The following is a 20263-nucleotide window of genomic DNA, read 5'->3' as shown; positions in this document are numbered from 1 at the left end:
GGCTTGAGACCATATTGCCGTTATGCAAGCTTCTAAGGCTGGGTCCGCGTTGCCAGAGAACAAAGCCACACGATCCGAACACGAGTTTCAGGATCTTTTGCGTCGACTCGAACTCGCTCTCGATGCATCCCGGATCGGTGTCTGGGAGCATAGCATCGAGCAGGGCGGGATCTTGTGGGATGCGCAGATGCATCGTCTCTACGAGACCGGTGAGACCTGCCGGCTGGTGCCGGCATCGCTTTGGTCGAATGCCATCCACCCCGATGATCGCGAGCGGGCCGAACGCGACTTCGAGCAGGCGATCGCGATGCGCGGCGCCTATGACTCACAATTCCGGATCGTATTGCCCAGCGGCGAAATCCGCCATCTGCGTTCGCGCGCGCATTTCTATGTCGATGCGGAAGGTCTTCCCTCCTTCATCGGCGCCGAATGGGATGTGACGGCCGACGTCCTGCTCAACGCGGAACTCGCGCGGCAGAAGGTCGTGGCCGAAGCGAGGGCGCTGGCGCTGGAAGAAAGCAATGCGCGCATCGAGCATGTCGCCGATCACGATTATCTCACCGGCTTGCCGAACCGGCGGCTTCTCGACAAACGGCTGGCGGAGCTGCCGGCCGACAAAAGCATCACGACGCTTGGCGTGCTGCATCTCGACCTCGACCAGTTCAAGCAGATCAACGACAGCCACGGTCATGCGGCAGGCGATGCCGTGCTCAGGGCCGCGGCCCTTCGCATCACTGCCGCCATTCCTGCGAGTGGCATGGTCGCCCGTGTCGGCGGCGATGAATTCGTCATCGTGCTGGTCAATTTCACCGATCTCACTGAGCTGAAGCAGATCACCGAGGATGTCCAGCGCCGGCTGCGGAAGAAGATCCGCTTCGGCCAGGAGATGCTGCAATCCGGCGCCTCGATCGGCGTTTCCTGGAGCGGCGATCGGCGGGCGCGCAATCTGCTTGCAGAATCCGACCTGGCGCTCTATCAGGCCAAGAAGCTCGGGCGCAACCGCGTCGAATTCTTCACACGGCAATTGCAGGAGGATCTGCGCTCCAAGCGTCGCCTCGCCGAAGAGCTGAAGCTCGGACTGGAGCGCGGCGAGATCCTTCCCTATTATCAGGTGCAGCTCGACGCCCGGACGCGGGAGGTCATCGGCTTCGAGGCGCTGGCGCGCTGGAAACATCCCGAGAAGGGCGTGCTCGCCCCCGGCATATTCCTGAAGATCGCCGACGAGCACGGACTTGCGGCGGAGATCGACGCGGCGATCCTCAAAAGCGTTCTCGAAGACCGGCTGTTCTGGCTGTTGCGCGGCCTTGCGGTTCCGCGCATCGCCGTCAATATCTCGGCGTCGCGCCTCGCCGATCCGGCGTTGCTCGACAAGCTGAGGAAACTCGATATCCCGCCCGGCGTGATCGTCTTCGAACTGGTCGAGACGATTTTCCTCGACGACAGCGACGAAAAACTGCTCGCTCATATCGGCGATATCAAACAGATGGGCATCGACATCGAGATCGACGACTTCGGATCGGGCCATGCCTCGCTGATCGGTCTCGTCAAGCTGCGGCCGAAGCGGCTGAAGATCGACCGGCAGCTCGTCACCGAGGTCGTCAGCTCCGCCGAGCAGCGGCGCGTAGTGGGTTCGATCGTGGAAATTGCCAAGGCACTCGATGTCGAGGTGATCGCCGAGGGCATCGAGACAGAGGCGCATGCCGTGGTGCTGGCGCAGCTCGGCTGCGACGGCCTGCAGGGTTATGCCTTCGGTTATCCCGCACCGGCGGCCGAGACAGACCGTCTTTTCTCATCGATGATGAGCCGAATCGAAAAGCAGAAGGCCGCGATGGGCAGTTGAACGGCTGGTGATCCTTCCGCGGGCGACTGTCGACGCTCCCGGTTTTTTGCCGCGTCGCGGAAGTGATTTCGGACGAATGCTTCTCTCGTCTTTCAAATTGGCAGGGCCGCATCTTTTCGGTGCGGCTTTTTATTCGCATCGGCTGGAAGATAATTGAGGCCCAAGTAATTTTCTTGAGCTTGCAACGGCATTGTTTCATGGTAATGCGGAAACGAAGCTTTCTGTATTGCATCGAAAAATGATTATACGCGTCGTCAAGTCCATGAGCGCGGCTCTCCATCGTTCGCAGGTGCAATCGGGAGCTGGGGCCTGACAATTGCTTTGCCGTTGCCGGGATGGACTTGCGGGACATTCAATCTGGGAAAGTTGCATGAATTCGGAATTTGCCGTTCGTTCGATGCGGCCCGGCGAACTGGAACTCGTGCTCGAATGGGCGCGTCAGGAAGGCTGGAACCCTGGTCTCGACGATTCGCTTGCATTCAACGAGGCTGATCCGTCGGGATTTTTCGTCGGCTCCATCGGTGAAGTCCCCGTCGGCTCGATCTCGGTCGTCAAATATGGCGATATTTTCGCCTTCCTGGGCCTCTACATCGTCCATCCCGATTTTCGCGGCAAGGGTTACGGCAAGGCGATCTGGGCGGCGGGCATTGCCAGCGCGGGAGATCGCACGATCGGTCTCGACGGCGTCGCCGCACAGCAGGACAACTACCGCAAGGCCGGCTTCGAACCCGCCTATTCCACCATTCGTTACGGCGGTGCCGCTACTTCCTTGCCGGTCTCGACGCTTGTCGCGCAGCCGGTGCTGGATTCACGCCTCGAAGGCCTGCAGCGATATGATGCGGCGATCTTTCCGCAGCCGCGGGATGCCTTTCTCGCTGCCTGGTGTACCGCCCGCAAGGGCCGTCGTTCGGCGGTGGTGCGCAAGAGCCACAAGATCCGCGGTTACGGCACGATCCGCCGCTGCTACGAGGGCTACAAGATCGGCCCGCTCTTTGCCAACGATGCCGACAGCGCCGCGGCGCTGCTTGCCGAATTGATCCCCGAGGCGAAGGGAGCCGCGGTCTTCATCGACATTCCCGCAGGGAACCACGAGGCGGTCGCGCTTGCCGAAGGCATCGGCCTTCAACCGGTATTCGAGTCGACACGCATGTATCGCGGACCGGCGCCGGCCATCCCGCTGAAGCACGTCTTCGGCGTGACGACGCTGGAGCTTGGTTAAAGCCTTTCCTGACCAGGAAAAGGTTTTAATCCACGGGTGAGGCGGGCACGGTCGTCGACGAAGCTTTCGGACGGCCCTTTTCGGCGATCGCGATGCCGCCCAAGGTCAGCACCAGTGCGATCACATGGAAGGACTGCAGCTGCTCGCCGATCAGGGCGACGGAGAGCAGCGTTCCGAACACCGGCACGAGATTGATGAAGAGGCCGGCCCGGTTGGCGCCGATTGCCACAACGCCCTTGATGTAGAGGATTTGCGCCACCAGCGACGGGAAGATCGCCGTGTAGAGAGTGATGACCCAGCCGGCCTGGTCCGGCCACTGCGCGGCCCCCCGGCCTGCTTCCCAGAGGAGCAGTGGCAGCGAGGTCAGCATGGCGCCGAGCGCCGGGACCGCCATCAGCGTGCGCCAGTCGAGCGGCGGCTTCCAGCGCAGGAAGATCGTGTAGACCGAATAGGCGGCAATGGCGATCAGCATCAGGCCGTCGCCACGGTTGAGGCTGAGTTGCAGCAGCGTTGCGAGGTCGCCATGGGCGGCGGTCAGAGCGACGCCGATCAGCGTCATGCCGAAGCCGAGACATTGCGCCAGCGAGATGCCGGTACGGAAGAACATGAAATTCAGCAGGAAGATCAGCATCGGGATGCCGGCCTGCTCGATGGCGACGTTGATCGCCGTCGTATATTGCACGGCCGAATAAAGCATAGCGTTGAAAAGGGTGTAGCCGATGACGCCGTAGAAGAGGAGCAGCGGCAGGTTCTTCCTCACCACCGGCCAGTCCTTCCGAAGTTGCGGTACTGAAATCACGGCGATCATCGCCACGGCGAGGAACCAGCGCAGGAAGGTCAGCATCATCGGGCTGATATGCCCGAGCGCGAGTTTGCCGGCGACGGAGTTGCCGCCCCAGCAGAGGGTGGCGATAACGAGACAGATATAGGCCGTGGCTTGCAAGAGCGTTCTTCCCGTCTTTCCGCGATCGCCGAGCGGCGTTTTGTGACGGGAAATAGCCTGTCGGCTGCTGATTTGTCACGTAAAAAGCCCAATCTACTGTGACAACAGGGTCGCTTTCCAAAAAACAAAGCTTTATAGATGCGCGGGTTTGAGCAGGTGCGCGGTTTCGCGCCGGTAACAGGAAGAGTTGGATGACGAACGTAGTCGTGGTCGGTTCGCAATGGGGTGACGAAGGCAAGGGCAAGATTGTCGACTGGCTTTCGGAGCGCGCGGATATCGTTGTGCGCTATCAGGGCGGACACAATGCCGGCCATACGCTCGTCATCGACGGCACGAGCTATAAGCTCTCGCTGCTGCCGTCCGGCGTCGTGCGCCCGGGCAAGATGGCCGTCATCGGCAACGGTGTCGTCGTCGATCCGCATGCGCTGATCGCCGAGATTGGCCGGCTGGAGGCGCAGGGCGTGACGGTCACGCCTGACAATCTGCGCATTGCAGACAATGCGACGCTCATTCTTTCGCTGCATCGCGAGCTCGACGCGATGCGCGAGGATGCGGCGTCGAACAGCGGCACCAAGATCGGCACGACGCGCCGCGGAATCGGCCCGGCCTATGAAGACAAGGTCGGCCGCCGCGCCATCCGCGTCATGGATCTCGCCGATCTCGATAGTCTTTCCGGCAAGGTTGACCGTATTCTGACGCATCACAATGCGCTTCGCCGCGGCCTCGGCGTTGCCGAAGTCAGCCACCAGGCGATCATGGACGAACTGACCTCGGTCGCCGATCGGGTGCTGCCCTTCCGTGATACGGTCTGGCTCTTCCTCGACAAGGAGCGTCGCAAGGGCTCCCGCATCCTGTTCGAAGGCGCGCAAGGCACTCTGCTCGACATCGATCACGGCACCTATCCTTTCGTGACCTCGTCGAACACGGTGGCCGGTCAGGCCGCTGCCGGTTCAGGCATGGGACCTGGCTCGCTCGGCTATATCCTCGGCATCACCAAGGCCTATACGACGCGCGTCGGCGAAGGCCCGTTCCCGACCGAGCTGAAGGACGCGATCGGTGAGTTCCTTGGCGAAAAAGGTCATGAGTTCGGCGTGGTGACCGGACGCAAGCGGCGCTGCGGCTGGTTCGACGCCGCACTCGTGCGCCAATCGATCGCTACCAATGGCATTACGGGCATCGCGCTCACCAAGCTCGACGTGCTCGACGGCCTTGAGGAATTGAAGATCTGCGTCGGTTATATGCTCGACGGCGAACAGATTGATCATCTTCCCGCAAGCCAGGGAGCGCAAGCTAGAGTCGAACCGATCTACATCACCCTGGAGGGATGGAAGGAATCGACCGTCGGCGCCCGCAGTTGGGCGGATCTGCCGGCGCAGGCGATCAAATATGTTCGCCAGGTCGAAGAGCTGATCGGGGCACCCGTCGCGCTCCTTTCCACCAGCCCGGAGCGGGATGATACGATACTTGTGACCGATCCGTTTGAGGATTAAGCTCACGGGTCACTGTGGAGGATGGTTCGGTAGGGTACCGGACTTCTTGAGAAAGTACTGATGGCGGATTTTATTGCAGTCATTCGGCGGGCCGTTGACGGCTTGGCTGAAAATACCCCCGAGATGCGGGTGAAAGTCTACGAACGTGCCCGCGGCGCAGTGCAGCGGCAGCTCGAGAACATGAAGCCGCGTCCGCCGGAAGCCATGCTGCAACGCCAGCTCGAAAAGCTCGAGGCTGCCATCCGCGAAGTGGAAGGCGAACACTCCGAGGCGATGCCGCTCGATGAGCCGATTGCGGCCGTCGCCGCGGCGGAATCCTTCGAAGAACAAGCGTCTCCCGACGAAAGCGAACCGGCGTCGGCGCCGGAGACGGCTGTCGAGGAACCGGTCTACGAAGCCTATGCGGAACCGCAGGCGGCCGAGGCCGCCGACGAGCCCGATCACGTGGAAACCGCCGCGCCGGAGGAGGCTGAGGAAGAGGTCGCTTCCGAGGAGCCTCTTTCCCAGGAAACACTCGTTTCCCCTGAAACATCCGTTTCCTCGGAAACCCCTGTTTCCGCCGAGACACCGGTTTCCCCTGAAACATCCGGTCCGGCCGAGACATACTGGCATCCCTCTCAGGAGGAGGAAGCGCCGGCCGAGGAATGGCATGCCAGCGAGGCGCGCGACGTCGCTGCCGAAGACGTGCCGGCCGAACATGATGGCTGGGAAGCGCCAGCCTCCGAGCATCGCGACGAGCAAGCCGACGAACTGCATGCCGACGAGCAGCATCCCCTGGAAGCAGACGAGATTGCGGACGAACCTGCGGCGGTGGAAAGCGAGGAGCCGGAGGCCGAGGAGGCTTACGAGCCCGTCGAGCCGTTGCAGCCGATCACCCGCGGCATAGACCACGCATCCAACCGCCTGGTGGAGCCGGTCGCCGATTTCGATCGTCCGCAGGAATTCGTCGAGCACAGCCGCGAGGAGCCGTTGCAGGCCGAAGCTGCGGCGCATTTCGACCCCGTCTGGACCGAGCCCGTTGCCGAAACCCCGGCTCCGGCGCCCAAGGATGCGGAGACCGAATGGGCGGAAGAGGAACTCCGGCAATATTCGGAGACGGCGCCGGCGCCGATTACCGCCGATGCCTCGGCGCGCGCCTTCGAGGAGGTGATATCGAGCCTCGAAAAAGTGGCGCCCGCCGCCGTCATGCCGGCCGCCAAGGAAAGTTTTTCCTGGGAGACGGCCGCCTTCGACGATCTGCCGCCGATCGAGGCCAGTAACAATAAGAAGACGCCAGTTGCCTCTCATTTCGATGATGTCGATATCTTCGCGGAAGTGCACAACGGCAAGCCAGCGCCTGCTAGCGGCGCGCCGAGCGAGGACTGGCGAGAGGCGAAGGCGCTGCGCGGCTACGACCGCCGCGGCTCTGTCGCCGCTGATGACGATGACGCCAATCCGTCGATGGATATCGATCAGATTGTCGCCTCCAAGCTGCAGGGCAAGAGCTTCCGTATGGAGCCGAAGCGCCGCCGCTTCGGCATCGGCACCGTGATCACGCTCATCTTCGCACTCATCCTGATCGGTGGCGGTGCCTATGCCGGCTGGACGAACAGGGAGGCGCTGGTGGCGATGGTCGACGGGCTCGTCAGCTCGGCACCGTCGCAGGCGACCAGGAACGAGGCGGCAACCCCACCGGACGGCTCGACGACGACGCCTGCCCAGCCGAGCGCGGTGACGCCAGCCCAGCCAACCACACCAGGAGCGCAGAATACTCCAGCGGCGCCGGCGCAGCCGAATTCGAACCCGCAAGTAGCGTCAATGAACAATGACGGCGCTGCGGCCAATTCGAAATTCACCCAGCGGCTGCTGACCGATGGAACCGAAGTCGACAGCGGGCCGGCGACCGTGCCGGGAACGCCGACCGCGGAAGGAAAATCGGTCGCCGAACAGAATGTCGCGGCAGCCGATACGCCGCCTGCCAGCGCGCAGGGCGATGCGGCACCCGCCGACACGCGGACGCCGAACGGCCCGGTGGCATCGCCGCCGCAGGCCGCGCCCGTCGGTTCGTCGCAAAAGATGTTCCTCTATGAGGAGCGCATCGGCCAGAGCTCGCCGACGGCGATCGAGGGATCGGTCGTCTGGAGCGTGCAGCACGAGGCCGGCCAGGATGGCCGGCAGGAGGCGACGGTACAGGGCAATGTCACGGTTCCCGAGCGCAATCTCTCGGCTCTCGTGACCTTCAAGCGCAATTCCGATCCGTCGCTGCCAGCAAGCCATCTCGTCGAGATCGTCTTCTCGGTGCCGCCGAATTTTGAAGGCGGCAGCATCGACAGCGTCCAGCGGATCTCGATGAAGCGCACGGAGCAGGACCGCGGTGACGCGCTGATCGCGGTTCCGGCCAAGATCACCGACGATTTCCACATGATCGCGCTCAACGACTACCCTGATGCGCGCAAGGCCAATCTCGACCTGATGTCGACCCGCAGCTGGATCGATATTCCGATCACCTATCGCAACGGCCGCCGCGCGCTGCTGACGATGGAAAAGGGCGGTACGGGAACGGACGCCTTCAATACCGCGATCAAGGAATGGACTGCGCTCGGAGATGTGTCGACGAGCCAGTGACCGGTTCCGCGGCGCCAGCGTTCCCGGATCTTGGCGCGGTGCCGAGGCTGCGGAGAAAGATGAATGAAAAAGAAAAGGCGGGCCGCACGGACCCGCCTTCTTCAATTGTATCACGCGACAAGTTTATGCCGTGGCTTCGACGACCCGGACGGCCTTGGCGCGTTCCAGGGCTTCCTTGCGGACAGCGTCCTGCACCTTTTCGAAGGCGCGGACCTCGATCTGGCGAACGCGTTCGCGGCTGATGTCGAATTCAGTCGAAAGGTCTTCCAGGGTCACTGGATCCTCGGCGAGACGGCGAGCTTCGAAGATGCGGCGTTCGCGCTCGTTCAGCACACTCATCGCTTTCGCCAGCATGCGCCGGCGGGTGTCGAGTTCATCCTGTTCGATCAGCACGTCTTCCTGGCTGTCATGGTCATCCACCAGCCAATCCTGCCATTGGCCGCCGTCACCTTCGGCTGCCTTGATCGGCGCGTTCAGCGAGGCGTCGCCGGAAAGGCGGCGGTTCATCGAAATGACCTCCTCCTCCGAGACGTTCAGCTTGGTGGCGATCTCCGAGACGTGCTCCGGCTTCAGGTCGCCGTCATCGATTGCCTGGATGCGGCCTTTCAGCCGGCGCAGGTTAAAGAACAGGCGCTTCTGGTTGGCGGTCGTGCCCATCTTCACCAGCGACCACGAACGCAGGATATATTCCTGGATCGAGGCCTTGATCCACCACATGGCATAGGTGGCGAGGCGGAAGCCGCGCTCGGCATCGAACTTCTTGACGGCCTGCATCAGGCCGACATTGCCTTCGGAGACGACTTCGCCGATCGGCAGGCCGTAACCGCGATAACCCATCGCGATCTTCGCAACGAGGCGAAGGTGGCTGGTGACGAGCTTGTGGGCGGCATCGCGGTCGCCATGCTCGGCATAACGCTTGGCGAGCATGTATTCCTGCTGCGGCTCCAGCATCGGGAACTTGCGGATTTCGTCGAGGTAACGATTGAGACCGGCTTCACCGGCGGTAATGGACGGCAAGGTATTTCGGGCCATAGTGCACCCTCCTAAAGTGAATTCCGGTTCCCGTTGGAAACGCATCCTCGCGTTAAAAAGGCAAACCGGGACGTGCGGCTCTACTGCGAGCCCGCACTAAGTCAATATACAGATAAGTGTGGCGAAACGGCGGTTCAAGGTGTGCCGCTCACGCAGGTGTGAGTTGGGGCAGGCGCATTCGGGAGCCCGCTTTATCGCCGCAGCGCTTCGACGAGTTCGACCATATCATCCGGTAGCGGCACCTCGAAATGCATGATTTCGCCGGTGCGGGGATGCTCGAACTGCAGCATGAAGGCATGCAGCGCCTGGCGGCCGAAACCATTGACGATCTTGCGGATCTCTTCGGGCAGGAGATTGGCCTTGGTCTTGAAGCCGGCGCCGTAAACCGTGTCACCGAGCAGCGGATGGCCGATATGGGCCATGTGGACGCGGATCTGGTGGGTGCGGCCAGTTTCGAGGCGGCACTCGACCAGCGAGGCGAACGCGGTTGCGTCCGGCTTCTCATGGAAACGCTCGATCACCTGGTAATGCGTGATCGCCTCGTCGGCGTCCTGACTGTCGGGGCGCTTGACGGCGCGGCGCGTGCGGTCGCCGGTGGCGCGGCCAAGCGGGGCGTCGACCATGCCCGACAGTGAGCGGGGCCGGCCCCAGACGACTGCCTGATAGGCCCGCTCCAGCGGCATGGTGCGGCCATGGTCGGCAAATTGCAGCGACAGGTGGCGATGGGCAATGTCGTTCTTAGCGACGACCATGACGCCTGTCGTATCCTTGTCGAGACGATGGACGATGCCGGGGCGGCGGACGCCGCCGATGCCGGAGAGCGTATCGCTGCAATGGTGGATCAGCGCGTTGACCAGCGTCCCGGTCCAGTTGCCGGCGCCGGGATGGACGACGAGACCGGAAGGCTTGGAGATGACGATGACGTCGTCGTCCTCATGGAGGATATCGAGTGGGATGTCCTCGCCCTGCGGCGTCGGGTCTTCCGGCTCGGGCAGCGTGAGTTCGAAACTGTCGCCGGTGCGCACCTTGCGCTGCGGGTCGGTGACGGGTTCGCCGCGCAGAAAAACCTGACCGTCCTTGATCAGCGCCTTGATGCGGCTGCGCGAAAATTCCTCGCCGACCTGCGCCGTCAGCCAGGCGTCCAACCGGCCTTCGGCAGTTTCATCGGCGGTCAGGACTTTTCTATTGCCGGCTGCTTGTTTAAAGGGGTCGCTCAAGACGCTTCTTCTCCGACGTATTTTTTAGAACGGGACGCACAGATGACAGCAATCGAGCCAGACGACCAGGAAGAGAAGCCCCTTGATCCGGCGATGGAAAGTGTCCGGCGCAAGATGGTCCGCCTGCAGATCGTTTCCGGCGCCATCATGTTCGTGAGCCTTATGGCGGTCTTCGGCGCGGTTGTCTACAAGGTGATGCACAGCGAGCCGAAGGAGACGGCGTCCGCTGTTCCCGCCTCCGGCGTGCCCTCGGATGCGCCGCTTGCGGCAACCGTTTCCCTGCCGCTCGGCTTCAAGGTGCAGTCCACTTCGTTTTCGGCAGGGCAGCTTCTGTTCTACGGCGAAACGGTCGAGGGCAGGAACAAGGCGCTGGTCTACGACCTCAGGACCGGCCGCACCGTCGCCGACGTCACTGTTACGGGCAATTGAGGCCGGCATGGCCGCCGTCCCGATCGACATCGACAACGCCGACGATCCGCGCGTCGCTGAATTCCGCGAGATCCGCGAGCGCGACCTGACAGGTCGAGAGAACCGCTTCATCGCCGAAGGTACCGTCGTGCTGCGCATGCTCGCCGAGGCGCATGCGGCGGGCCGCGGATTTTTCGCCGAGAAGATCCTGTTGCTGCGCAACCGCGTCGAGGGCGTGCTGCCCATCCTGGAGCGGTTTCCGGCCGATGTGCCGGTCTATGTCGCCGGGGCGGACGTGCTCGATGGCGTCGTCGGTTTCCATCTGCATCGCGGCGTTCTCGCGCTCGGCCGGCGACAGGACCGCGGGGAGGCGGCACTTCTCGACGCGCTGCCGGAACGGGCGCTGGTGCTCGTCGGCTGCGGTATTTCCAATCACGACAATGCCGGCTCGATGTTCCGCAATGCGACCGCCTTCCGAGCGGATGCGGTGCTGCTCGACGAAACCTCCTGTGATCCACTCTACCGCAAGGCGTTGCGTGTCTCGGTTGGTTCGGTGTTGAGCGTTCCACACCGCCGCGGCGGCAAGGCACTCGATGTGCTCGTGGCGCTTGCCGAACGGGGCTTTGCCATCTGGACGCTTTCACCGCACGGCAAGACCGATATCCGCGCCATTCCGGCCTCGACGCGCATGGCGCTCGTCGTCGGCACCGAGGGCGAGGGGTTGCCGGAGGCGCTGCTTGCGCGGTTCCGGAGCGCGCGCATTCCACAGTCGGAGGAACTCGACAGTCTCAATGCCGCGACGGCGACGGGGATCGCGCTGTTTTCCATGGCCTCGGCGATGGGCCGGGTCTAACGCAGATCCCTCTCAAATCGGATTGACTTTCAGGGTTCTGCGTCAATTCAAACATGATGGTCAAACATGATGGCGCGCCGCGCGTCCTATAGGACGCTCGGGGGATCGGCGAGGATCGCGGCTGCCCTGTCGGCAAGGTTGACGCGATCGTTCTGCTTCTTTTCAGCAGCTTCGACGAGCAGCGTCCGGATCGGTGAGGAGGGACCCTCGTTCAGTGCGGTCAGCGCCACCATATTGGCGGCGATCGAGGCGATCTCCTCGCGGATCGCACCATCGCGTCCGGCTACGGCCTTTGCCTTTTGCAGGCGCTCGGCCAGGGCGGCGCTGCGTTTGCGGACATCTTCGCCGATCTCAGCCGTGACGACAGCGGTGTCGAGCGCGGACGCGGTCGTGTCTTCAGCCGTCATTTCCGCCGGCAGCTCCGCGACCATCCCGGCAAGGCCGGCGTCGCGCAGCACCCGGTTGACCTTGCGGATCTCGGCGTTGGCGGCCTTCAACTGCTCCTTCAACCTGGCGATCTCCTGCTGGCGGCGAGCGACCAGGGTTTCCTTTTCGATGGCGGAAGCGCTCTCGCGCGCGGCCTTGTCCTCCAGGCGGATCACCATATGCTGTTGCTGCGTCAGTTTCTGTTCGGCATCCTTGGCGCGCTTCTGCAGCAGGCTGACGTCCTGGCGCAGCGTGTCGCGTTCGTCGCGCAGCGCGTTGACGCGGAATTTCAGGCTCTCCGCCTCGGTCTCGCGCGCGGCAAGGTCTATTCTCAGCCCATCGGCCTGTTCACCGAGCTTGCTCAGCCGTGTCCGCATCGTCGCCAGTTCGCTCTCCTTGTTGGCAGCGGACTGCTCGGCAATATGCAGATTGGTCTTCAACTGGCTGATATAGTTCTCGTCCTTGCGCAGATGCGAGCGCTGGTCGGCCGCCTCGACATGCATCTCGCCGATCTGGGCCTGCAATTCGCCGATCTCGGCGGCAAGCCTGCCGGCATCGACGGCGAGGGCGTCGTGGCGAAGCTGGAACGACAGGGATTTCTCGCGCTCACGCAGAAGGTCCTGGGTGGTGCGGGCGTTTTCGGCGGCATAGAGCGCGCGCACCATGTCTTTCTGGGCGCGAACCTCCTGCGGGCTCAGCGGCATCGTCGCTTTCAGCCGGTTCTCGGTATACCAGACGATGCGGCGGTGAACGGCGGGCGAGACCAGAAAGACGAGGAAGGCCGCGGTCAGGAAGCCCAATCCGAACAAGAGAGCATATTCGATCACGGCGCGGCCATCGGTAAGAAGGTTGATACGAGGTCAGCCGCGATGATTAAGCACGCGTGACGCGCATGGCAAGGCCGCCGGTGGGGACGGCGGCAGATTCCAGCGGCTTTGCGGCCTCAGAAGGGGTTCCAGGTCGGCGCCTGGGTGATCTTGAGATAGCCGACATTGACGCCGAGGCGAGCACCGACGCCGGTGCGGATCGGCACGACCAGCACGTCGTTGTTCTTGAGCAGCGTCATACCGAAGCCGGCGATCACATAGGCCGAGCCGCTGACGCCACCGAAGCGGGCATAGATGCCGTTGACGGAGGGCAGGTCGTAGACCAGCATCATCACGCGTGAGCCCTGGCCGCCGTAATCGAGGCCGAGCGAGGGGCCTTGCCAGTAGAGATTATGTTCGCCGGCGTTCTTGGTGTTCAGCTGGCCTTCGCCATAGGTAAGGCCGGCGATGAAGGCGCCGCCGCCTTCCTGTCCGAGGATATAGCCGTTCGGCAGGCCGTATTTCTGGAAGGCACTCTCGACCACTTTGGCAAGTCCGCCGCTGGCGGAGCCGAAGAAGGAGTGGCCGGCGTCGACGATTTCCTGCATCGTGTACTGGCCGTTGTCCTGGGCGGCAGCCGGCCCGGCAACCATCAGCGAGGAGAAGATGAGGGCCGAAAGTAACCTGCAGAAGCCGATGAATCGGTGCGGAAATTGAGGGCGCATGGTGTCATCCGTTCGTCGTTTGGCTAAGAGCGGGCAACCGCTCGCGGCGATTGGTGCATTTTGCGCCGATGATCTTAACAATCGGTTTACCAAATATGGTGTCATTATGGCACCGAGTACGATCGCAAACTTCGCGCAATTTTGATGAAGCATATTCCGGGCGCAATGAAATTGCCGCCCATCAGGAGACAATGATGTCCAAGAACCCCAATCTCACCCTGTCCGGCCCGGATCTGGCCGCGCTTCTTTGCAGCCGCGTTTGCCACGATGTCATCTCGCCGGTCGGCGCGATCAATAACGGGCTGGAGCTCCTAGATGAAGGCGGCGCCGATGCCGATGCGATGGACCTGATCCGCACCAGCGCGCTCAACGCTTCCGTCCGCCTGAAATTCGCACGTCTCGCCTTCGGCGCGTCGGGTTCCGTCGGCGCCTCGATCGACACCGGCGAGGCCGAGCGTGCAGCCAAGGATTTCGCCGTCGCCGAGAAGAAGACCGAGGTGATCTGGAACGGACCGCGCGCCATCGTCGCCAAGAACCGTGTCAAGCTGCTGCTCAACCTCTTCCTCGTTGCCTATTCCGCCATTCCGCGCGGCGGCGTGCTCGAGGTAACGCTCGAAAATCCCGAGTTCGATGCGAAGTTCAAGCTCACGTCCAAAGGCAAACTGATGCGCCTGCCGCCGAAGTTCGTCGAGATATCGACCGGCACTATCGAGGAAGCGATCGATGCCCATTCGATCCAGCCCTATTACACCGTGCTTCTGGCGCAGGAGTGCGGAATGACGCTTGATCACAGCGCCAGCGCCGACGAACTGGTGTTCACGGCAGTGGCTGCGGCCGCCTGATTTCGGAGCGCGGACGTGTGTCTGCGTCCCGTCCGGTAACGATTCGTTAGCCTGATGGACCTATTCTCCAGGGTTGTAAGAGGCCTCTTGCTGCGACGAATGCGGGGGCAAAGGAGCGGCCATGCAAAGGTTCATGATCACCGATAATTCGGACATCGTCCGCAAGGTCGGCAAGCGCATTCTCTCCGAACTCGACTTTCTCGTCAGCGAGGCCTCCAACGCCGGCGAGGCGCTGCAGCGCTGCCAGGCGGAGCTGCCGGAATATCTGATCGTCGATTCCGGCATGGAAGGCGCCCTCGACCTCATCGCTGCCATCCGTGCCATGGAGGGCGGCAAAGAGGTCAAGATCTATTACTGCGTCGTCGAGGCGGATCTGAAGAAACTGATGGCGGGCAAACGGGCCGGTGCCACCGACTTCCTGCTGAAGCCGTTCGATCGCAAGATCCTGACTGCCGTTTTCGGAAACCGCGCGATCGCCGCCTGACGGGCAGATCTCTTTCCGCCGATATCGGCACCACCGGAGCATGATGCCGCGTGCAAGCGGTTTCGGCCGCCCCACGCTATTTCCTAGATCGAAAGAACAGGGGATTTCGGGCCGATCCGGCCTGAGGTGAGGGCGGATTCTTATTGCGCAGGCAGAAACGAAAAATCCCGCCGAAAAGGCGGGATCTTCGTTTATCCGATAAGGGGGATCGGAAAAAATATCAGGCGGTTTCGGCGTATTCGGCACCATCCGGCTCGCGAAGAACGTAACCACGGCCCCAGACGGTCTCGATGTAGTTGGCGCCGCCGGCAGCGTTGGCGAGCTTCTTGCGGAGCTTGCAGATGAAGACGTCGATGATCTTCAGTTCCGGCTCGTCCATGCCGCCGTAGAGGTGGTTCAGGAACATTTCCTTGGTGAGGGTGGTGCCCTTGCGGAGCGAAAGCAGCTCCAGCATCTGATATTCCTTGCCCGTCAGGTGGACGCGCTGGCCGCCGACTTCGACAGTCTTGGCATCGAGGTTGACGATCAACTCGCCGGTCATGATGACCGACTGGGCGTGGCCCTTGGAGCGGCGGACGATGGCGTGGATGCGGGCGACGAGCTCGTCCTTGTGGAACGGCTTGGTCATGTAGTCGTCAGCGCCGAAACCGAGGCCGCGAACCTTGTCTTCGATGCCGGCCATGCCCGACAGAATAAGGATGGGCGTCTTGACCTTGGACAGTCGGAGAGTGCGAAGCACTTCATATCCGGACATGTCGGGCAGGTTCAGATCGAGAAGGATGATATCATAATCATACAGCTTGCCCAGATCGACGCCTTCTTCACCGAGATCGGTGGTATAAACATTAAAACTCTCTGATTTAAGCATCAACTCGATGCTCTGCGCCGTCGCGCTGTCATCCTCGATTAGAAGTACCCGCATAATTATCCCCTTTACCGCCGCCGAAAGGTGGTCTGGCCCCCTACACGATACCGAACACGCTACGTGATTTGAAAGCTGCCACGAAATGGTTAACAAATTCTAATTCACTCTGGCAAGGAGTATCGAATTTATTAAACAATTTTTCCATTTCTCTGTTTTCCAATAGGAATCTCAAAAAGGTGCTCCTCAACTTTAACATTAGGAAACAGCGCTAAGTGATTCATCCGACTCGCCAATGAAAAGGTTCGAACTTCATGCCTCGGCATTTACCGACCCTTAAATCATCGGGCCTATCATTAACGATGCCCGTAAACGAAAGGTTACCAGCGGTAGGTATTTGTTAATATCGCGGGAAATTTTTTAGCAAACCGTGTCAAAGCGGCGCGCAGGGCGGTTTCAAGTTGAGCCGGGGTCTCGCATCACGGGAGTAATGCGTATGAAGTCGCGAGAAAGTCTCGTTCGCCTGAAGGAATTTCAGGTGAACGAAAAACGACGTCAGTTGCAGCAGTTGCAGATGATGATGTCCGAATTCGAACGGATGACGAAGGATCTGGAGAGCCAGATCGTCGTCGAGGAAAAGAAGTCCGGTATTTCCGATCCGAATCACTTTGCTTATCCGACCTTCGCCAAGGCCGCGCGTCAGCGGGCCGACAACCTGCAGGTTTCGATCAAGGAACTGAAGATGCAGGAAGAGACGCTGGAAATGGCGCTCGAGGAGATGCAAGCGGAATATGCAAGGGCCACAGCGCTGGAAGAGCGTGACGGCGGCGCCAGAGCAAGGGCGTAACAGAAACGGCTGGGTGCCGGCTTCGGCGCCCTGGGATCGCCACTGAGAAGCCATGTATGATGGGCGCGCTGTCCGTTATACATGGCTTTTGGTGTTTGCCTTACGGCGTCGCTCCCACCGGAAACGAGATTCGTCCCCCGCAGGGACGATTTATTTTATGCGTGTCCTTGTCCCAAGCCCGCTGTGCGCTTTTCGGCGACATGCATTAATTCACGACATCCTTCCATTCCGGATGGCGTTGTGCCTGCGCCTTGAAGAATGGGCAGAGCGGGATGATCTTCCAGCCGCCGGTCCGGGCTGCCTCCACGGCGTGGAGCGCCAGCGCCTGGCCGACACCTTTACCGCGCAGCGAATCGGGAACGGCCGTGTGATCGATGATGACCAGCTTAGGCGATGTGCGTGAATAGGTCATCTCCGCCTCGTGCCCTTCGACCTCGGCCGCATAGCGGCCGCCGGAGACGCCTTCCTCACTTCGAATGTCCATTGTCTTTCCTCATAACCGATATTGTCGTAGCGGACCGTGACATGGCGGCGCGGTCGTGCCAAGCCGTGGAGGCAATACGGGCAGGACAGAGTGTTGATGCAAAATGTCGGATCGATGAGAGGTTCAGGGCAATGAGTGCGCTTTCGATGGCTCGCCCCGTGCTTCTCGTGGCTGCGCCGTTCTTCCTGGCGCTCGGCCTCGTCTTGCCGCTGGTCCGTTTCGAGACGCTGTATTTCTTCGACGACACGCCGTCGCTCATCGAAATCATCGTCTCGCTTTGGCAAGGCGGGGACGGGCTGCTGGCGGCAATCGTCGCCCTGGTTTCGATCCTGCTCCCGTTTCTGAAGATGATCGGCATCACCGTGGAGGCGATGGGGATCACCGCAGAAGCGACGGCCGCCGGGGGTGGGGCCGGCAGCCTGTTCTATCGTCGCGTCGTACCGCATCTGTCCAAGTGGTCGATGATGGATGTGCTGCTCGTCGCGATCGTCATTGCGGCGGCGAAGACGACGGGGCTGGCGGATGCCTTCACGCAGCCCGGCCTCTGGTGCTACGCGGCCTCGTCAATGATTTCGGGCCTTCTTCATTCCCTCATGGGAGATGCGTCCGGCCCGAAATAAATGTCGTCGATGCTGGGGTGTGATCAGTGACGATATTGCTGAATGCGCGTGGTGCGCAGGCCGGCAAGACCGTGGCTGTTGATCGACGACTGCCAGGACAGGAATTCTTCGACCGTGAGCGTGTAACGCTCGCAGGCCTCTTCCAAGCTCAACAAGCCACCGCGGACAGCCGCGACAACCTCTGCCTTCCGGCGAATCACCCAGCGCCGCGTATTGGGCGGCGGAAGATCCGCGATCGTCAGGGGGCTGCCATCGGGGCCGATGACATATTTTACTCGGGGACGTATCATTTCGGTCATTGGACTCTCTACACAACGCAAGACCACGAGCCCCACTCTAGCCTGCCACATTTAAAAATTGCCTAAACCCATCGTAAGACTTTGATAACAAATTTAGACGCCCGCCCTGGCCGATGATGGGGGCCGCTGCCTGCCGCCACGTCAATTTGTAGCGCCCTGCATGGGAGCCATGCGGAATAAATATCAGCTGATTTCCCGGGACGATCTTGTAAGGGCGGCAACATAAGAATGAGCGCAAGACTTCGTCTCCGTTCTTCCCGCTGTATCAGTCCAGTTCGTGTTCTTGATGCTTCGTATCCTCGGGATGCGGGCTGATGCCCCGGCGCGAAGTTTTCGCCGCCGGCAGCAAGGCCGAGCCGAAGCTGGCCATTCGAGGATATGAAGTTGAAAAGACGTGAACGCGCAGTCGGCGACTGCGCTGAGGATGCTGCATTTTCGCCTTCGCAGGCCGATCGCGCCGGGGTTTCGGCCGACGACGGCAAGGAACGGCTCGACGCGATGGCGAAGGTTGCGGGCTTCGATTTCTATCTGGTCTCGGCTTTCCCGCGGGGCGAGCTTGCACCGAAAACCGGTTGATCAGCAATTGGCCGCAAAGCCTTGTCGGTTTTTACGAGGCTGCCGATCTCTTCTATTGCAGCAGACTGGTGACCGCGATGAAGCGGACAATTGTGCCGATCTTCTGCGAGGAGGGGTCGTTTGCGGGCAGCGCCGCCAATCAGGAAAACCGCAAACTCAATGTGCTCTTTCAGATGCATGGGCTGAAGAATAGCTTCGCCTTCACGCTGCACGACGCTGACCTGAAACAATACATCTTCGCCTTCTCAGGCGGCTGTCCTATGCCCACGCGAGAGCAGGCGATGGCGCTGCTCTACCGCTCCATGGAGCTTCTGGACAAGGTTTCGCGTAGCAGCAGCGTGGAGGATGGTCCGTTGGAAATCGAATGCCTGCGACGCTGCCTGATTCCTTAAATCGGAATCGATTTAAGGAATCAGGCAGCAATTCAAAGTGCTACAGCGTCCTTTGCGCGTCTAAAAAGACGCGCGGCGCTGTAGTCGGCGGCCGGCAAGAGCAGCGACGAGATCGCGATCATTCTCAATCTCTCGTCGCATACGGTGGTGGGTTCTCTGAAGAGCGCGATGCGCAAGCTCGATTCGGTCAGCCGCATGCGGCGGTCGCCACAGCATTCCGGTACCGGCTGCTCTGAGGCAGCCGGCCCTTTCTCACAAAGCTAAAGCTGGGAAGCATGTCGCGCAAAGTGGGCATCGCTTTTTGTGCGACATGCGCAAAAACAAAGACTAAAGCGCGAGGAGCGAATCTGAAAGATCGCGACGCGCTTTAGAAGCCTTTTCCGCGGGTCAACTCCGACACGACGGTTCCGAAAATGATGCGCATGTCCATCAAGATCGAAAAATTCCCGACGTAGTAGAGATCGCTGGCGATGCGGGCGCGCGCCTTGGCCGGACGATCGGTCGGACCGCGCAGGCCGCGCATCTGGGCAAGACCCGTCATGCCGGGGCGCATCGCATGGCGCTGATGATATTCCGGTACGAGCTCTTCGTAGAGCACGCCGCCGGCGCGCATGCCGATCGCATGGCAGCGCGGACCGACGACCGACATGTGGCCCAGCAGTACGTTCAGCAGCTGCGGCAACTCATCGACATTCGTGCGGCGCAGAATGGCACCGACGCGAGTGACGCGCGGATCGTTCATCACCGTCTGGGCAACGCCGGAGACGTCGCAGAGGTCGGTGCGCATGGAACGGAACTTGTAGACCTTGATGGCCTTACAGTTCTTGCCCCAGCGGGTCTGCTTGAAGAGCACCGGCCCTGGGCTGTCGATCTTGATCAGCAGGGCGACGAACAGAAGGAAAGGGGCGAGGACGAGGAGGGCGCTCAACGACGATACGATGTCGAACGCCCGCTTCAGGACCAGATCCATCAACGGCGCCTGCGGCGCATCGCTATGGATAACAGGGGTCTGGATCTTCAGGCTCGGCTGCTGACGGCGGCTCGGCCGGAAGGACTCTGTTGAAATGCTGTTGTTTAATTCCGTGATGCTCAAGGATCGTACTCTGTTGTCTTCGAGGGGGCGCGGCGGCAAAAGGCGATCAATGGTTTGCCCTGTTGCCAGGGCAGCACTCAGGTCTTGGTAACCCTACTAAAACGGAAAAATGCGACAATTGTGTAATGGTGTCCAGAGAAATATCGCATCGCAGCAAATCTTTCGCATTTGCGTTAAGTTGAGGCAAGCTCATGATATTTC

19 protein-coding genes and 1 pseudogene are annotated in these 20263 nt (G+C 61.2%); 11 read left to right on the top strand and 9 right to left on the bottom strand.

The window, feature by feature from the left end:
- The first annotated feature begins 22 nt into the window (after positions 1-22).
- Both BA011_RS15005 and BA011_RS15000 read left to right on the top strand, forming a co-directional pair.
- Positions 23-1840: a putative bifunctional diguanylate cyclase/phosphodiesterase gene (locus BA011_RS15005; protein WP_065281042.1), complete on the top strand. Its 1818-nt coding sequence runs from the start codon at positions 23-25 to the stop codon at positions 1838-1840.
- Positions 1841-2210: 370 nt separating this feature from the next.
- Positions 2211-3059 (top strand): GNAT family N-acetyltransferase, encoded by an 849-nt coding sequence (locus tag BA011_RS15000; protein ID WP_065281041.1) that lies wholly within the window; start codon positions 2211-2213, stop codon positions 3057-3059.
- A gap of 25 nt (positions 3060-3084) precedes the next feature.
- Here the strand turns inward: BA011_RS15000 and BA011_RS14995 are convergent, their stop codons facing one another.
- Positions 3085-4002 (bottom strand): DMT family transporter, encoded by a 918-nt coding sequence (locus tag BA011_RS14995; protein ID WP_065281040.1) that lies wholly within the window; start codon positions 4000-4002, stop codon positions 3085-3087.
- A 191-nt stretch (positions 4003-4193) separates the two neighbouring features.
- Here BA011_RS14995 and BA011_RS14990 point away from each other — a divergent pair, with 191 nt between their 5' ends.
- Together BA011_RS14990 and BA011_RS14985 are read left to right on the top strand one after the other, a co-directional pair.
- Positions 4194-5492, top strand: coding sequence for an adenylosuccinate synthase (locus BA011_RS14990; RefSeq protein WP_011653210.1), 1299 nt, complete (start codon positions 4194-4196; stop codon positions 5490-5492).
- 60 nt (positions 5493-5552) lie between these two features.
- Entirely contained in the window at positions 5553-8096 is a 2544-nt protein-coding gene (locus tag BA011_RS14985; RefSeq protein WP_065281039.1) for a hypothetical protein, read from the top strand.
- Between the two features lie 123 nt (positions 8097-8219).
- Here BA011_RS14985 and rpoH read toward each other — a convergent pair whose 3' ends face one another.
- Both rpoH and BA011_RS14975 read right to left on the bottom strand, forming a co-directional pair.
- Positions 8220-9128, bottom strand: coding sequence for an RNA polymerase sigma factor RpoH (rpoH, locus tag BA011_RS14980; protein ID WP_003542378.1), 909 nt, complete (start codon positions 9126-9128; stop codon positions 8220-8222).
- A gap of 191 nt (positions 9129-9319) precedes the next feature.
- The gene (locus BA011_RS14975) at positions 9320-10345 is read right to left on the bottom strand and encodes an RluA family pseudouridine synthase (protein WP_065281038.1); all 1026 of its coding nucleotides are present in this window, start codon (positions 10343-10345) and stop codon (positions 9320-9322) included.
- Between the two features lie 42 nt (positions 10346-10387).
- Here BA011_RS14975 and BA011_RS14970 point away from each other — a divergent pair, with 42 nt between their 5' ends.
- Positions 10388-10774, top strand: coding sequence for a hypothetical protein (locus BA011_RS14970; RefSeq protein WP_065281037.1), 387 nt, complete (start codon positions 10388-10390; stop codon positions 10772-10774).
- 7 nt (positions 10775-10781) lie between these two features.
- Positions 10782-11606: a TrmH family RNA methyltransferase gene (locus tag BA011_RS14965; RefSeq protein ID WP_065281036.1), complete on the top strand. Its 825-nt coding sequence runs from the start codon at positions 10782-10784 to the stop codon at positions 11604-11606.
- Between the two features lie 86 nt (positions 11607-11692).
- Here BA011_RS14965 and BA011_RS14960 read toward each other — a convergent pair whose 3' ends face one another.
- Both BA011_RS14960 and BA011_RS14955 read right to left on the bottom strand, forming a co-directional pair.
- The gene (locus BA011_RS14960) at positions 11693-12859 is read right to left on the bottom strand and encodes a hypothetical protein (protein ID WP_065281035.1); all 1167 of its coding nucleotides are present in this window, start codon (positions 12857-12859) and stop codon (positions 11693-11695) included.
- Positions 12860-12975: 116 nt separating this feature from the next.
- Positions 12976-13563 (bottom strand): DUF1134 domain-containing protein, encoded by a 588-nt coding sequence (locus tag BA011_RS14955; RefSeq protein ID WP_003542368.1) that lies wholly within the window; start codon positions 13561-13563, stop codon positions 12976-12978.
- 194 nt (positions 13564-13757) lie between these two features.
- Here BA011_RS14955 and chpT point away from each other — a divergent pair, with 194 nt between their 5' ends.
- Positions 13758-14405: a histidine phosphotransferase ChpT gene (chpT, locus tag BA011_RS14950; RefSeq protein WP_003542366.1), complete on the top strand. Its 648-nt coding sequence runs from the start codon at positions 13758-13760 to the stop codon at positions 14403-14405.
- Between the two features lie 121 nt (positions 14406-14526).
- Positions 14527-14889 carry a response regulator gene (locus BA011_RS14945; protein ID WP_003542364.1) on the top strand — a complete coding sequence of 121 codons (363 nt, stop codon included), beginning with the start codon at positions 14527-14529 and terminating at the stop codon, positions 14887-14889.
- A 220-nt stretch (positions 14890-15109) separates the two neighbouring features.
- Here BA011_RS14945 and ctrA read toward each other — a convergent pair whose 3' ends face one another.
- Entirely contained in the window at positions 15110-15811 is a 702-nt protein-coding gene (gene ctrA / locus BA011_RS14940) for a response regulator transcription factor CtrA (RefSeq protein ID WP_003542362.1), read from the bottom strand.
- A gap of 436 nt (positions 15812-16247) precedes the next feature.
- On the opposite strand from ctrA, the gene BA011_RS14935 reads away from it, so the two are divergent.
- Positions 16248-16598, top strand: coding sequence for a hypothetical protein (locus BA011_RS14935; RefSeq protein ID WP_003542353.1), 351 nt, complete (start codon positions 16248-16250; stop codon positions 16596-16598).
- A 205-nt stretch (positions 16599-16803) separates the two neighbouring features.
- Here the strand turns inward: BA011_RS14935 and BA011_RS14930 are convergent, their stop codons facing one another.
- Complete coding sequence (locus BA011_RS14930) at positions 16804-17082, bottom strand: GNAT family N-acetyltransferase (RefSeq protein WP_020051356.1); 279 nt, start codon at positions 17080-17082, stop codon at positions 16804-16806.
- A 131-nt stretch (positions 17083-17213) separates the two neighbouring features.
- Between BA011_RS14930 and BA011_RS14925 the strand changes: the two genes are divergently transcribed.
- A complete protein-coding gene (locus BA011_RS14925) occupies positions 17214-17702 on the top strand; it encodes a paraquat-inducible protein A (protein ID WP_065281034.1) in 489 nt (162 codons plus the stop codon).
- Between the two features lie 23 nt (positions 17703-17725).
- On the opposite strand, the gene BA011_RS14920 is transcribed toward BA011_RS14925, so the two are convergent.
- Positions 17726-18001 carry a DUF1153 domain-containing protein gene (locus tag BA011_RS14920; RefSeq protein WP_007533628.1) on the bottom strand — a complete coding sequence of 92 codons (276 nt, stop codon included), beginning with the start codon at positions 17999-18001 and terminating at the stop codon, positions 17726-17728.
- Between the two features lie 384 nt (positions 18002-18385).
- Here BA011_RS14920 and BA011_RS14915 point away from each other — a divergent pair.
- Positions 18386-19205: pseudogene (locus BA011_RS14915) on the top strand (autoinducer binding domain-containing protein).
- A gap of 131 nt (positions 19206-19336) precedes the next feature.
- Here the strand turns inward: BA011_RS14915 and BA011_RS14910 are convergent.
- On the bottom strand, positions 19337-20062 hold the full coding sequence (locus tag BA011_RS14910; RefSeq protein WP_065281033.1) for a sugar transferase: 726 nt from the start codon (positions 20060-20062) through the stop codon (positions 19337-19339).
- Between the last annotated feature and the right edge of the window lie 201 nt (positions 20063-20263).

It is taken from the genome of Rhizobium leguminosarum (assembly GCF_001679785.1).
Classification (GTDB): Bacteria; Pseudomonadota; Alphaproteobacteria; order Rhizobiales; family Rhizobiaceae; genus Rhizobium; species Rhizobium leguminosarum_R.
The sequence above is the reverse complement of the archived record's forward strand: the minus strand, read 5'-3'. Positions and strand labels throughout refer to the sequence as shown.

What these genes read in the sequence shown, in the direction of transcription:
- BA011_RS15000 (WP_065281041.1), top strand. Translation starts at nt 2,211, where the DNA reads ATGAATTCGGAATTTGCCGTTCGTTCGATGCGGCCCGGCGAACTGGAA.
- BA011_RS14990 (WP_011653210.1), top strand. Translation starts at nt 4,194, where the DNA reads ATGACGAACGTAGTCGTGGTCGGTTCGCAATGGGGTGACGAAGGCAAG.
- rpoH (WP_003542378.1), bottom strand. Translation starts at nt 9,128, where the DNA reads ATGGCCCGAAATACCTTGCCGTCCATTACCGCCGGTGAAGCCGGTCTC.
- BA011_RS14965 (WP_065281036.1), top strand. Translation starts at nt 10,782, where the DNA reads ATGGCCGCCGTCCCGATCGACATCGACAACGCCGACGATCCGCGCGTC.
- BA011_RS14945 (WP_003542364.1), top strand. Translation starts at nt 14,527, where the DNA reads ATGCAAAGGTTCATGATCACCGATAATTCGGACATCGTCCGCAAGGTC.
- BA011_RS15005 (WP_065281042.1), top strand. Translation starts at nt 23, where the DNA reads ATGCAAGCTTCTAAGGCTGGGTCCGCGTTGCCAGAGAACAAAGCCACA.
- BA011_RS14970 (WP_065281037.1), top strand. Translation starts at nt 10,388, where the DNA reads ATGACAGCAATCGAGCCAGACGACCAGGAAGAGAAGCCCCTTGATCCG.
- BA011_RS14920 (WP_007533628.1), bottom strand. Translation starts at nt 18,001, where the DNA reads ATGACCGAAATGATACGTCCCCGAGTAAAATATGTCATCGGCCCCGAT.
- BA011_RS14930 (WP_020051356.1), bottom strand. Translation starts at nt 17,082, where the DNA reads ATGGACATTCGAAGTGAGGAAGGCGTCTCCGGCGGCCGCTATGCGGCC.
- BA011_RS14955 (WP_003542368.1), bottom strand. Translation starts at nt 13,563, where the DNA reads ATGCGCCCTCAATTTCCGCACCGATTCATCGGCTTCTGCAGGTTACTT.
- BA011_RS14925 (WP_065281034.1), top strand. Translation starts at nt 17,214, where the DNA reads ATGAGTGCGCTTTCGATGGCTCGCCCCGTGCTTCTCGTGGCTGCGCCG.
- ctrA (WP_003542362.1), bottom strand. Translation starts at nt 15,811, where the DNA reads ATGCGGGTACTTCTAATCGAGGATGACAGCGCGACGGCGCAGAGCATC.
- chpT (WP_003542366.1), top strand. Translation starts at nt 13,758, where the DNA reads ATGTCCAAGAACCCCAATCTCACCCTGTCCGGCCCGGATCTGGCCGCG.
- BA011_RS14985 (WP_065281039.1), top strand. Translation starts at nt 5,553, where the DNA reads ATGGCGGATTTTATTGCAGTCATTCGGCGGGCCGTTGACGGCTTGGCT.
- BA011_RS14935 (WP_003542353.1), top strand. Translation starts at nt 16,248, where the DNA reads ATGAAGTCGCGAGAAAGTCTCGTTCGCCTGAAGGAATTTCAGGTGAAC.